Annotated in this window: 13 protein-coding genes; 8 read left to right on the forward strand and 5 right to left on the reverse strand. The window is 70.7% G+C overall.

Annotated elements, in window-relative coordinates:
• The first annotated feature begins 12 nt into the window (after window positions 1–12).
• Window positions 13–1,158: a Fic family protein gene (locus HNQ05_RS03700; protein ID WP_147147290.1), complete on the forward strand. Its 1,146-nt coding sequence runs from the start codon at window positions 13–15 to the stop codon at window positions 1,156–1,158.
• On the opposite strand, the gene HNQ05_RS03705 is transcribed toward HNQ05_RS03700, so the two are convergent.
• Together HNQ05_RS03705 and HNQ05_RS03710 are read right to left on the reverse strand one after the other, a co-directional pair.
• On the reverse strand, window positions 1,155–2,204 hold the full coding sequence (locus HNQ05_RS03705) for an inorganic phosphate transporter (RefSeq protein WP_147147288.1): 1,050 nt from the start codon (window positions 2,202–2,204) through the stop codon (window positions 1,155–1,157). The two genes, HNQ05_RS03700 and HNQ05_RS03705, sit on opposite strands and share 4 nt — an antisense overlap.
• A complete protein-coding gene (locus tag HNQ05_RS03710) occupies window positions 2,204–2,857 on the reverse strand; it encodes a DUF47 domain-containing protein (protein ID WP_183677594.1) in 654 nt (217 codons plus the stop codon). Before HNQ05_RS03710 ends, HNQ05_RS03705 begins: the two co-directional genes overlap by 1 nt.
• A 61-nt stretch (window positions 2,858–2,918) precedes the next feature.
• Between HNQ05_RS03710 and HNQ05_RS03715 the strand changes: the two genes are divergently transcribed.
• Both HNQ05_RS03715 and HNQ05_RS03720 read left to right on the forward strand, forming a co-directional pair.
• On the forward strand, window positions 2,919–3,827 hold the full coding sequence (locus HNQ05_RS03715; protein ID WP_147147284.1) for a DMT family transporter: 909 nt from the start codon (window positions 2,919–2,921) through the stop codon (window positions 3,825–3,827).
• 46 nt (window positions 3,828–3,873) lie between these two features.
• A complete protein-coding gene (locus HNQ05_RS03720) occupies window positions 3,874–4,704 on the forward strand; it encodes a CPBP family intramembrane glutamic endopeptidase (RefSeq protein ID WP_147147282.1) in 831 nt (276 codons plus the stop codon).
• On the opposite strand, the gene HNQ05_RS03725 is transcribed toward HNQ05_RS03720, so the two are convergent.
• Entirely contained in the window at window positions 4,660–4,848 is a 189-nt protein-coding gene (locus tag HNQ05_RS03725) for a hypothetical protein (RefSeq protein WP_147147279.1), read from the reverse strand. The genes HNQ05_RS03720 and HNQ05_RS03725 overlap by 45 nt on opposite strands.
• Before the next feature lie 39 nt (window positions 4,849–4,887).
• On the opposite strand from HNQ05_RS03725, the gene HNQ05_RS03730 reads away from it, so the two are divergent.
• The 5 genes from HNQ05_RS03730 to HNQ05_RS03750 all read left to right on the forward strand — a co-directional run bounded on the left by HNQ05_RS03730 (window position 4,888) and on the right by HNQ05_RS03750 (window position 9,443).
• Window positions 4,888–5,319, forward strand: coding sequence for a hypothetical protein (locus HNQ05_RS03730; protein WP_147147277.1), 432 nt, complete (start codon window positions 4,888–4,890; stop codon window positions 5,317–5,319).
• Between the two features lie 317 nt (window positions 5,320–5,636).
• Window positions 5,637–6,188 (forward strand): hypothetical protein, encoded by a 552-nt coding sequence (locus HNQ05_RS03735; protein WP_147147275.1) that lies wholly within the window; start codon window positions 5,637–5,639, stop codon window positions 6,186–6,188.
• Entirely contained in the window at window positions 6,175–6,936 is a 762-nt protein-coding gene (gene argB / locus HNQ05_RS03740; RefSeq protein ID WP_147147273.1) for an acetylglutamate kinase, read from the forward strand. Before HNQ05_RS03735 ends, argB begins: the two co-directional genes overlap by 14 nt.
• Before the next feature lie 41 nt (window positions 6,937–6,977).
• The gene (locus HNQ05_RS03745; protein ID WP_147147271.1) at window positions 6,978–7,601 is read left to right on the forward strand and encodes a DNA cytosine methyltransferase; all 624 of its coding nucleotides are present in this window, start codon (window positions 6,978–6,980) and stop codon (window positions 7,599–7,601) included.
• Between the two features lie 6 nt (window positions 7,602–7,607).
• Window positions 7,608–9,443 carry a cation:proton antiporter gene (locus HNQ05_RS03750; RefSeq protein WP_147147269.1) on the forward strand — a complete coding sequence of 612 codons (1,836 nt, stop codon included), beginning with the start codon at window positions 7,608–7,610 and terminating at the stop codon, window positions 9,441–9,443.
• On the opposite strand, the gene HNQ05_RS03755 is transcribed toward HNQ05_RS03750, so the two are convergent.
• Window positions 9,420–11,027, reverse strand: coding sequence for a helix-hairpin-helix domain-containing protein (locus tag HNQ05_RS03755; protein ID WP_147147267.1), 1,608 nt, complete (start codon window positions 11,025–11,027; stop codon window positions 9,420–9,422). The two genes, HNQ05_RS03750 and HNQ05_RS03755, sit on opposite strands and share 24 nt — an antisense overlap.
• On the reverse strand, window positions 11,024–11,824 hold the full coding sequence (locus HNQ05_RS03760) for a histidinol-phosphatase HisJ family protein (protein WP_147147265.1): 801 nt from the start codon (window positions 11,822–11,824) through the stop codon (window positions 11,024–11,026). The genes HNQ05_RS03755 and HNQ05_RS03760 overlap by 4 nt, the downstream gene beginning before the upstream one ends.
• Window positions 11,825–12,461 lie beyond the last annotated feature (637 nt).

The following is a 12,461-nucleotide window of genomic DNA, read 5'->3' on the forward strand; positions in this document are numbered from 1 at the left end:
GTAAAATAAGGCGTGGGCGCAAGCTGGTTTTCTGCACAAAGTCCGGGTGATCTCTTTCCTCTCGGGGGCGGCGTTTTTGCGTTCGTCCCGCACCCGCTCCCACCACGGCTCGACCTCGACCATGAGCTGTCCAGGCTGCTCGCCGATGCCGCCTTGGCCTTGGGGCGCCTCGACGGTTTGGGGCACAGATTACCCAACCCCCATCTCCTTATCAGGCCCTTTGCCCGCATCGAAGCCGTCGGCTCTTCGCGCATCGAAGGAACGCGGGCCTCTCTGATGGATCTCTACGCCGCCGAGGCGGAGGTGCCTCTTTTTCCGCCACCCGAGATCAAGGACGACGCTCTCGAAGTCCGAAATTACGTCAGAGCCCTTGAAACAAGCGTCGCCATGCTGCATGAGCTGCCCATCAGCATTCGCCTTTTGCGCAAGGCGCATCAGACCCTGATGGAGGGGGTTCGGGGAAAAAATCGGGGTCCCGGCGAGCTGCGAAGAGGGCAGAACTGGATCGGCGGTCACGATCTTCCTTCCGCTACCTACGTACCGCCACCACATCACCTGGTTCCCGGTTTACTAGCGAGCCTCGAGCGGTATATCAATCAAGAATCCACCCGCTACCACCCCCTCATCGATCTGGCTCTGGTTCACTATCAGTTCGAGGCCATTCACCCATTTTGGGACGGCAACGGCCGGATCGGAAGGTTGCTCATCACCTTGATGCTGCTCGATAAGGGGTTGCTCAGCCAGCCCCTGCTCTACCTAAGTGCGTATTTCGAGGATACGCGGGAAGACTACTACAGACTCCTGGGAAAGGTAACGAACGAAGGCGACTGGCGTTCCTGGGTTGGGTATTTCCTTCGCGGCGTTCTTACCCAGGCCAACGACGCCCTCAAGCGATCGGCTCGTTTGGTGGAGCTGCGGGAACAATACCGCTCGGTGCTGCAGGGCGCCCATGCCAACAGCACCCTGCTGCTGGTCGTGGACCACCTGTTTTCGCGTCCCGTTTTCACCGTGCGTCAGCTAGAAACTGAGCTTGGAATCAGCTTTGCAACCGCCAATAAGGCCGTCGCGCGACTAACCCAGGCCGGGATCCTCACCGAGCTCACCGGGCAACGGAGAAACCGCCTTTTCGCGGCCAATGCGGTTCTCGACCTGCTCTAGGGCCGCACCGGCAGGTTGAAGACGTTTTGCAGCACGAACATCCCCACCACCGAGATGAGCGCGGCCACGGTGGGGGTGAGCAGCCAGCCGACGGCGATGTTGCGCACCACGTCCCAGCGCACGCGCTCGCCGGGGGTGATCAGCCCCAACCCGATCACCGCCCCCACGACCGCCTGCGAGCTCGAGACCGGGACCAGCGGCAGCGCTGGCAGGTGGTGGGCCACCAGCCAAGCGGCGAGCGACTGGGAGGCGAAGAGGAAGAGCACCAGCGACTGCGCCAGCACCACCACCAGCGCCGCCACCGGCGTCAGGCGCACGATGTCCTGCCCCACGGTCAGCATCACCCGCTCGGAGTAGGTGTAGATGCCCACGGCGATGGCGATGCCGCCGATCAGGAAGAGCTGCTGCGCCGAGGAGAGCACCACCGGGCCCAGCTGCAGGTCGGGAAAGGGGGACACCTCCACGAAGACCCCCATCACGTTGGCGATGTTGTTCGCCCCCAGGCTGTAGGCCCCGAAGGCGCCCACCAAGATCAGCCCCATCCGGGTGTAATGGTCCTGCCGCAGCAGGTGGATCTTCACCCGCCGCAGCACCGCGCGGGCGAAGAGGAAGAGCAGCGCCGACATGATCCCGGCCATGATCGGCGAGGCCACCCAGGCGAAGGCGAACTTGGAGACCACGGCGGGGTCGGTGGGCCGGCCCATGAAGAGATTCCAGCCGATGATGCCGCCCACGATCGCCTGGCTGGTGGAGACGGGCAGCCCCCGCTGGGTCATCAGGTAGACGCTGAGCGCGGCCGCCAGGGCCGCCATGAACGCTCCCGGGAGGGTGTTGATCGCACCCAGCTTGCCCAGGGTGTGCGAGGCCCCCGCGCCGCTGATCACCGCTCCCAGGATGACGAAGACGCTGGCGATCAGGGCGGCGGTCGCGAAGCGCACCATGCGGGTGCCCACGGCGGTGCCGAAGATGTTGGCCGCGTCGTTGGCTCCGAGCGACCACCCCAGGAACAGCCCGCTGGAGAGGTAGGCGAAGAGGCCCGGGCTCATCAGACCATCCGCTTGATCGTCAGGATCGAGAGCTTGTCGCCGATGTCCTCGGCGGTGTCGGCGATGCTGTCGAGGCGGTCGAGGAAGGAGGTCAGGTGCATCTTTTGTGCCAGGTCGAGGTCGCTCTCGAAGATCTGCCGCCCCACGCGGGTGGTGATCTTGTCGGCCTCGGACTCGTAGAACTGCACCTTCTTGACGTGGTCGCGCACGGCGCTGAGGTCGCGGAAGAAGGCGCGCGCGGCGGTGACCATCTCCTCGGCGGTCTGCTGCACCATCCGCGCCAGCTCGGCGAAGTCGGCCCGGTAGGCCGCGTCGATGACGGGTTGCTGGATGTAGAAGCTGTAGACCGCCGCCTCGTAGTGGTTGGTCACCTCGTCCACCTGCTCGATGAGCGAGAGCACGTCCTCGCGCAGCTCGGGGATGAGGGTGTGGGTCGTCATCTGGGTCTCGATCTCGCGCCGCAGGTCGTCGGCCTCCTCCTCCACCTCGGTCACGCGCCGCACCAGTTCTTCGAAGCCTTCGGAGACGCCACGCTCGAGGTAGAGCTCCATCGCCCGGCCGAAGACCAGCCCGGCCTCCTGCACCTTGTCGAAGTAGAGGTCGATCTGGGCCTCCAGGCCGCGGGTGCCGCCGAAGAGCGAGGGTAGCTTCATGGTGAGCCCATTATAGGCAGAGCGTCCGGGGACGCATCTCCCTGCGGGGTAGGATCGGACCATGGGGGCGCGTCCGGGGTTGGGCACGGTGGTCGCCGTGCTGGTCGTGGGGGTGGCCGCGGTGAGCGCGGCCGCGATCTTCATTCGCTTCGCCTTCGCCAGCGCCGGCGCTTCCGGCCCCGGGGTGGCCCTGCTGCTCGCGGGGGTGCGCCTGGGCCTCGCCGCGCTGCTGCTGGCGCCGACCTGGCCCGGGCTGGTGCGCGCCCGCCCCCGGCCCGGGGCCTTCGCCATGGCCGTGCTCGCCGGGGTCTTCCTCGCCGCCCACTTCGGCACCTGGGTGACGAGCCTGGCCTACACCTCGGTGGCCGCCTCGGTCACGATCGTGACGACGAACCCCATCTGGGTGGCGCTCTTCGGCTGGCTCTGGCTGGGCGAGCGCGTCGGCCGCCTCACCCTGGGGGGCATCCTGCTCGCCACGGCGGGCGGCGTGCTCATCGGGCTGGGCGACGCCGGCGGCGGGTCGGCCGGGTCGGCGCCGCTCTTGGGGGACGCGCTGGCGCTGGTGGGCGCCTGGACGGTGAGCGGCTACTTCCTGCTGGGCCGCGAGGCCCAGCGCCGCGGGCTCTCGATCGGCCAGTACGTGGCCGTGGCCTACGCCACCGCCGCCGCGGTGCTGCTGCCGCTGCCCGCGCTCTTCGGCACCCCCTACACCGGCTGGCCGCCCGCCTTTTACGGCTACGCCCTGGCCATGGCCCTTACCAGCCAGCTGATCGGCCACACCAGCTTCAACTGGGCGGTGCGCTGGATCCCGCCGGTGATGGTGACGCTGGCCATCCTCTTCGAGCCGCTGGGCTCGGGGTTCTTGGCCTACCTGTTCTTCGGCGAGGTTCCGCCGCCGCTGGTCTTCGTGGGGGCCGCGGTCTTGCTCGGCGGGGTGGGCACGGCGGTACTGGGCCAGGCGCGCGGCTGAGCGCCCGATGACCCGGCTGGGCGGGGTTGAATGGTAGGATTCCAGCATGAACCCCCTTGCGGCCAACCGGCTGCTGGCGGCGTACGTGTTGGGTGCGCCCCTCGTGGGCGGTTTGTTGACCGGCCCGCTCATCCTCTTTGCGCCGGACAGCGACCTTGTCTCCTGGCCCAAGGTCGTCGTCCTGGGCGGTCTGGCCGCCTGGATCTGGAGCCGGTACCGCGCCCCGCTCGAACGCCGTCTGGGTTGGGTGGGCGTTTCGGCGGGCGACGTCGTCCGCCTGGGGGTACCGACGCTGGCGGCAACCCTGGCGCTGGGGGTCGCGATGCCCGGCCTGGCCAGCCCCCTCCTCTGGGCGGAACCGCCCGACCGCTTCGGTTCGACGGCGCTGGTGGCGGACCTCCTCTACCTGGTCCTGCTGGCTCCGCTGCTCGAGGAGTGGCTGTTTCGCGGCCTGCTGCTGCGAAGCTACGCCCGGGCCCGGGGCGGGGTGTTCGCCCTCTGGGCCACGAGCGTCCTCTTCGCGCTGTTGCATCCGGGCCCTTCCTGGTTCGCTTTCTCGCTGCTTATGGGCTGGATGCTGGGCCGCTGGGTGCTGAGCGGCGGCAGCCTTAAGGCGGCGTTCTGGGTCCACCTCACCAACAACGCCCTGGCGGTCGGGGTGTACCCCTTCCTCCCGGAGGGGACGCTGGGGCCGGTGGGTCCGGCGGCGGCGCTGGCGCTGCTGGCGGTCGCGGCGGTGGTCGTCGTCCGGTTCAGCCGCCGGCACCGGCTGCCCGCGGAACGGCCCGAGCGGCCGGCTCCGGTCTTCAGCCTCAGCCTGGGGCTCGTGCTCTTACTGGGCGTTCTTGCGCAGGGGACGGTTCTCTTCTTCCACTAACTTCTCGGGGGCGGCGGCTTCAAGGAGGGCGGGCTGCTCTTCGTCCTCCCGCCGGGCGTAGACCCCGCAGCGCAGGCAGCTGACCGCGGTGATGTCCACGAGGGGACGCACCCAGCGGCCGCAGGAAGGGCAGGCGTAGCGCACGCGCGCATTATGGCACGGCGCCGCGCGGTATGCTTGGGTATGCTCCGGATCGGTCTTACGCTGGTCTTGGCCCTCGGTCTGGCCTCAGCCGCCCAGCTCGAGCGCGTGGAGATGGGACCGCCCGCGCCCGGTTTCGACCCCGCCGATCTGCACACCTACAAGATCGCCCGCCCCGCGCGCGTCTTCCACGCCGCCGACGGGGCGATCGTCTTCGTCACCTACTGGCGCTTCGAACCCGGCGACGCCGGGGAGGAGGCCTTCGAGATGTACCTGATCCCGCCGCGCGGCGAGGTCGAGCGCGCCGGGTACAGCTTCGACGTCCCGAAGAGCTGGGAGGGCCGGGTCAAGCCCACCTTCTGGCACTTCAAGCTGAACCCCACCAAGGCGCGCAGCCAGGCGGGGGAGTGGACGGTCTACTTCCTCTTCAACGGCGAGCTCCTGGGACAGACCAGCTTCCGCCTCGAGCCCTAGCGGCGCCGTCTGCACGCGTCGTTTCCCCTGCCCCGCCGCCGCGAGCCCCTTCCCCCGCCACCCCGGCGAAAGCCGGCTTCCGGGTATCGGGATTAAGGTGCGGCCCCGGCGGCGGAACGTGGCGGCCGCCCTCCCCTTGGGAAGGGCCGGGATGGGGATACGGAAAGCGGCCGGTGGCCCGTGGCCTGCAGGAACCTGTGGTTGCGTCGTTCCCACACCCCACACCCCACACCCCACTTCCTACCTCCGAAAACCCATTCACCACGTACCGCCCTCCGCCTCACCCGCACCCGCGGGCGGTCGTGTAAGATTGCGGCGTGCGCAGCTTTACCAGCCTGCACGTCCGCACGCAGGACCCGGACGCGGTACGCGCCCTGGCGCGCGAACTCCGCACCCCGGGGCTCGCGCTCTACGTGGCGCCCGATCCGCCCTGGTACAGCCTCTACGACGAGGGCCTCGAGGCCGACGAGGTGCCCGCGCGGCTCTGGGCGGCGCTCGCGGCGGCCTCCCGGCTCGGCCGCGCGGCGCTCTTCGCGGTCTACGAGGACGAGGGGCTCTGCTGGGGGCTGGCCGAGGAGGGCCGCGTCCGCTACCGCTTCTGCGAGGGGGTGGAGGCGGCGCCGTCGGGGGCCTCGGGGCGGCTCCCCGACGACCTGGACGCCGCGGCAGTGGCCGCCGCCCAGGCGGGCGAGCCCAAGACCGCGGCGGTACGCGCCCTGGCGGGCATGCTGGGGATCTTTCCCGACCACGCCGTGATCGGGTTCGGCGACGTACTGGAACTCGACGAGGAAGGCGGGCTGCCCGAGGACGTCTGGGTCATCGAAGACGACGCGGCGCCCGCGCTGGAGGAAGACCATGCTGGTGGTTAAGATCGGCGGAAGCCTGGACGGAGCGGAGCCCCTGGTGCGCGACCTCGCGCACCACGAGGGCGAGCTGATCGTGGTGCACGGCGGGGGTCCGCGCATCGGGGCCGAGCTGGAGGCGCGCGGCTTCGAGACCCGGTTCGAAGGCGGCCTGCGCGTCACCCCGCCCGAGCAGATGGCCGTGGTGGAGCAGGTGCTGACGCAGCTCGGCAAGGAGCTGGCCGACCGGCTCTCGCAGCTGGGCCGGCTCTCCGTGGGCCTCAGCGGCCGCGACGCCCGCCTGCTGCGCGCCGAGCCCCTGGACGAGCGGCTGGGGCGCGTGGGGCGCATCACCGCGGTGAACACCTCGCTCCTCTTCGCGCTGATGAGCCGCCACCTGACGCCGGTGATCAGCCCGATCGCGAGCGCCGAAGGGGGCCCCCTCAACGTCAACGCCGACGAGGTGGCCGCGGCGGTGGCCGGCTGTCTGGGGGAACCGCTTGTCTACCTGACCGACGTGCCGGGGGTGCTCGCCGACCCCGCCGACCCCGAGAGCCGCATCCCCGTGCTCGACGGTGGCGAGGCGGAGGCGCGCATCGAAGACGGTACGATCGCCGGGGGGATGATCCCCAAGGTGCGGGCGGCGCTCCTGGCGCTCGAGTTCGGCGCCCCCTGGGTGATGATCGCCCGGGGCGAGCCGGGCGCCCTGCCGCAGTTGCTCGCGGGGCAGGTGGGCACCCGCATCGTTCCGGAAAAAATCTCGCGCGAAGTATAATCGCAGACGACGTTCCCGGCCCGCCGGGGAAAGGGGGTTCCATGAACCTACGCAACCTGACCGTGCTGGTCATCCTCTTGCTGGTGGCGCTCTTCGCCGGCCTGAACTGGCCGCTCTTCACCGCGCCCAGCGAGATCAACCTGCTCTTCACCCGCGTCTCCGCGCCGCTGGGGCTGATCCTGCTGGCCGTGATCGCGCTGCTCAGCCTGCTCTACTTCATCTTCATCGCCGTGATCGAGACCGGAGCCCTCATCGAAATCCGCCGCTACGCGCGTCAGGTGGAACAGGCGCGCAAGCTGGCCGACCAGGCCGAGGCCAGCCGCTTCGCCGAGCTGAAGACCTACCTGGAGCAGGAGCTGAGCGCGCTGGCCCAGGGCCAGTCCGACCTCAAGGCACACGTCAGCCTCGAGGCCGGGGAGGCGCGCAAGGCCCTTTCCCTCGAGCACGACACCCTCAAGTCGCAGCACGCCGAGATCTCCGGGCGCGTGGACCAGAAGACCGAGCAGCTCAAGGGCGAGCTGCTGGCGCGGCTGGAGAGCCTGGAGCGCGGCCTCGCCTCCGACGTCGAACGCACCGGCAACACCCTGGCCGCCTACCTGGGCGAGCTGGAAGACCGGCTGCTGGGCCGTGCGGGCGAAGGCGAAGCCGCCAGCGAAGAGGCCTGAACCTCCGTGCCGCACGAACAGGCGCTGCTCCTGACCGTTTCCTGGGCCGTGGGCCTGGGGCTGGCGGCGCAGCTGGTCGCGCACCGGCTGCGCATCCCCGCGATCGTCCTGCTCCTGGTGACGGGGGTGCTCGCGGGCCCCAGCGTCCTCGGCTGGGTGCACCCCGAGTACATGGGCGAGGGCCTCGGGGTGCTCGTCAAGCTGGCCGTGGCCGTCATCCTCTTCGAGGGCGCTTTGAGCCTGCGCCTCGAGGACCTGCGCCGCGCCGCGTCCGAGGTGCGCGGGCTGATCACCACCGGGGTGGTCGTCACCTGGGTGCTGGCCACGCTGGCCGCCTACGCGCTGGCCGGGTTCAGCTGGCCGCTGGCCATCCTCTTCGGCTCCCTGATGACGGTGACCGGCCCCACCGTGGTGCAGCCGTTGCTGCGGCGGGTGCGGGTGCCGCGCAAGCTCAAGGCCATCCTCGAGGGGGAGGCGATCCTCGTCGACCCCGTGGGCGCGGTGCTGGCCGTCGCGGTCATGGACGTCGTGCTCGGCCTTTCGGGGGCCCACCCGCTTACCTGGTACGGCGCGATCTGGGCCTACTTCGGCCGGCTGCTCACCGGCGGCGCGGTCGGGGCGGTGGGGGCGCTGCTGCTCTCGCGCCTCTTCCGCCGGCACGACTGGGTGCCGCTCGAGCTGCGCAACCTGGTCGCCCTCGCCGGCGTCTGGGTCGCCTTCGCCGTCGCCGAGGCACTGCTACCCGAGGCCGGCCTGATGGCGGCGGTGGCCATGGGTCTGGTCTTCCAGCGCAGCGAGGTGCCCGAGGAGCGGCGGCTGCGCCACTTCAAGGAACAGTTGACGGTGCTGGGGATCAGCGTCCTCTTCATCCTCCTGGCCGCCGACCTGCCGCTGGCCGTGGTGCGCGAGGCGGGCTGGCCCGCGTTCTGGACCGCGCTGGTGCTGGCGCTGGTCGTGCGCCCGCTGGCCGTGGCCGCGGCGACCTGGCGCTCGCCGCTCTCCTGGAGGGAAAAGTTCTTCGTCGCCTGGATCGGGCCGCGCGGCATCGTGGCCGCCTCGGTGGCCTCGCTCTTCGCGCTCGCGCTCCGCGGGGCGGGCATCCCCGGGGGCGACGCGCTGCTCGCCGCGGTCTTCGTGACCATCTTCGTCACCGTCACCCTTGCGGGGCTGACCGCCCCCTGGGTGGCGCGGCTGCTCGGCCTCACCCGCGGCACCGGCAAGCTCGCCATCATCGTGGGCGCCGGGCCCCTGGCGCGCACGGTGGGCCAGTTAATGAAGGAGCACGGCCGCCGGGTCGTCCTCGTCGACCGTAACCAGAGCCTGGTCTGGGCCGCCCGCCGCGCGGGGCTGGAGGCCGTGCTGGGCAACGCCCTGGAGGAGGACACCCTGGCCGGCGTGGGCGCCGACGAGGCCGAGACGCTGCTCGCCGCGACGACCAACGCCGAGGTCAACGTTCTGGCCGTGGCCATCGCGCGCGAGGAGTTCCACACCGCCCGCGCCTACCCCGTGGTCGACGCCAAGGGCGTCAGCGCCGAGATGGTGGAGCAGATCGGCGGGCAGATCGCCTTCGGCCGCCCCATCGACATCCGCGACTGGGAGCACGCCCTCAACTACGAAGCCGTCGTCACCCTGGAGTGGGCCGTTCCCGAGGGGTTCGCCGGCGGGGCCGTGGGTCAGCTCGAGCTGCCCGACTTCCTGCTGCCGCTGGTGCGGCTGCGCGGAGAGGAGGCCGAGATCGTCCACGCCGCGCAGACCTGGAGCCGCGGCGAGCGGGTGGTCTTCGTCGCGCGCGCCCCCGAGGACGAGGTCAAAGCGGCGCTAGACGCGCTCGCGCAGAGCTAGCCAGCGCTCGGCGGGCCAGGTGTTGGCCACCCGCTCGGGGGGCAGGCCGGCCTTCTGCGCCATCCACAGCCCGTAGGCGACGTCGGCGTAGCCCTCGGGGGCGTGGGCGTCGGGCCCAATCGAAAAGAGGAGCCGCTCGCGCCAGGCGAGCGCCAGCCGCCAGTCGAGGTCGAGCCGCCAGGGGTTGGCGTTGATCTCGACGATCTTCCCCATCTCCGCGGCGCGCGCGAGCACCCGCTCCCAGTCGGCCTCCGCGCCCCGGCGCCGCAGCAGCAGCCGGCCCGAAGGGTGGGCCAGCACGGTCAGGTAGGGGTTCTCGACGGCGCGCAAGAGCCGCTCGGTCTGCTGCTCCCGGGGAAGGCTGAAGTGCGAGTGCAGCGAGCCCAGCACCACGTCGAAGCGGGCCAGGACCTCGTCCGGGTAGTCGAGGGCGCCGTCCGGGAGGATGTCCGACTCGATCCCCTTGAGGATACGGAAGGGGGCGAGCTCGGCGTTGAGGGCGTCGACCTCGGCCCACTGGCGCTCGAGGGCCTCCAGGGTGAGGCCGCCGGCGTAGGCGGCGGTCTGGGAGTGGTCGCTCACCACCATGTAGGCGTACCCCTCGGCGATGGCCGCCTCGGCCATGGTGCGCAGGCTGGCGGTGCCGTCGGAGTAGGCGGTGTGCAGGTGCACCAGCCCCGCGAGGTCGCGCCGCTCGACGAAGCGCTCCGGCGGCTCGAGCCCCAGGTGCTCGGGCTCGCGCCAGCAGGGCGGCACCGGCCTCCGCCCCAGCGCCGCGAAGACCCCGGCCTCGTCGGCGCTCACGGGCAGCTCGCCCAACGCCCGCACCCAGCTCTCCGAGCCGGTGGCGCGCACCAGCACGGTGCCGAAGTCGTGCTCCGAGGCGCAGAAGACGCGCAACGGCAGCCCCTCGAGCCGCCCCAGCACGACGCGGCCGTGCACCGCGTGGGCGTGCTCGCCAAGGGCCGAAAGCACCGCCTCGGGCGCAGCCCGGGCCACCAGGTCCACGTTGCCCACGGTCTCCAGCCGGCGGCGCAGGCTGCCCGCCAGCGCGGCGTGAATCCCCGCGGCCTCCAGATCGGCGAGCAGCAAGCGGGCGGCCTCGAGCCCCACCGAAAGGTGCACCCGCCGCAGGTTGGCCAGCGCGAAGCGGGCCGCCTCGGCGAGCGTCTCCTGGGTCTTCTTACCAAAACCCGGCAGGGCGGCGACGCGCCCCTCCTCGGCGGCGCGCACCAGCTCCTCGAGGCTGTCGATCCCCGCCTGCCAGAGCGCGCGGATGCGCTTGGGCCCCAACCCCTGGACCATGAACAGCTCGGTCACGCCCGGGGGCACCTGGCCGCGCAGCTCCTCGAGGTAGCCGAACTCGCCGCTGGCGACGATCTCCGCGAGCGCCCCGGCGAGCCCCTTGCCGATGCCGGGCAGGCGGTCGAAGCCCGCGGCCACCAGCTCGGAAAGTTCGCCCTCGTAGCGCTCGAGCGCCCGTGCCGCCTTGCGGTAGGCGTTCACCCGGAACCCCGTCTCGCCCAGCACCTCCATCAGGTCGGCGGCCTCGCCGAGCATCCGCGCCAGGTCCTTGGTGGTCACGACGCCTCCAGCGGATAGGGCTCGGGTTTGCGGTTTTTGTAGACCCAGGCCTCGCGGTAGCCCGCTCCTGCGAGCAACGCCGCCGCCTCCGCGAAGCGCGCCCCCACCTCGCCCGGTGCGTGGGCGTCGGAGCCCAGCACCACCGGGATGCCCAGCTCACGGGCGCGCTCGAGGATGCGGGGCGCGGGGTAGAGCTCGCCCACGGGTTTGCGCCAGCCCGCGGTGTTCACGTCCAGGGCGAGCCCGGCGTCGCGGACCGCACCCAGCACCCCCTCGACCAGATCCCAGGCCTCCTCCGGGGGAAGGTGGCCGAACTTCTTGGGCAGGTCGAGGTGGCCGACGGCGTCGAAAAGACCCGACTCGGCGGCGGCGTAGACGAGGGCGTAGTAGTCGGCGTAGACCTCGAGCCGGTCGCGCCGCTCGAACTCGTCGGCGAAGTCGGGGTGGTCGAAGGGCCAGGCGCCGATATAGTGCACCGAGCCGATTACGTAGTCGTAGGGGTGGGCCTCGAGCTGGGCCTTCACGTAGGCCTCGGTGCCGGGGTGGAAGTCGGCCTCGAGCCCCAGGCCCACGTAGAAGCCGTCGGGCGCGGCCCCGCGCGCGGCCTCGACGAGGCGGTGGTAGAGCGGCAATTGGGCCTCGGTCATGCGGCTCTTCGGGTCGTACCAGGGGGGCATGGGGTTGTGGTCGGTGAAGACCAGTCCCGCCAGGCCCGCCGCGTGCGCCGCGGCCACGTAGTCTTCCAGGGCGCCTTCGGCGTGCTGACACAACGGGGTGTGCACGTGGCTGTCGTACATAATTCCAGTCTACGGCGCGCCGGTTCGTTCGGCCCACGCAGCCACGACAAGATCCCCGATCTCGCGCTTCGCGCCTCGTCGGGGATGACGATAATGGGCGGGGTCGATCGAGGTCCCCTCCGCAAAGGCGGCGACTGGACGCGCTTGCGCTTCGCGACAACCATGCGGTCCCCGCCCCCGCGCTTTGCCCTCGTCGGGGATGACGGAAGAGGGTCATGGGGTGTAAGGGAGGAAGAGAACGAGTAGGGCGCGAAAGCCCGGGGCGTCGCGGCCATGGGGTCGCGAAGTAAAAAGACGGGCGGCTTACGGCCGCTACCCGCTTCGCCCTTCTCTTGCAACCTCCCACCTACGGCCCACCACGCACCACCTACCGCTGTTTTTCGTCATTCCGGGCGAGCAAACCACATGGTTTGCGAGGCCCGGAATCTTGCTTGGTGCGGGTGGGGGGGCTGAGCGCTCGAAGTGCGGACCGCGCCGCCAGCACACCGGCTCACCCGCAACTCGCGGCCACGACAAGATCCCCGACTTCGGCGCTTCGCGCCTCGTCGGGGATGACGAGAAAGAGGAGGAGCGAGGAGCCGCTACGAGACTCCGGGTCGGGTGGCCTGCCGCCGCTTGCCCTGGGCCATGAAAAGGT

The sequence above is a fragment of the Oceanithermus desulfurans genome (assembly GCF_014201675.1).
Lineage (GTDB): Bacteria > Deinococcota > Deinococci > Deinococcales > Marinithermaceae > Oceanithermus > Oceanithermus desulfurans.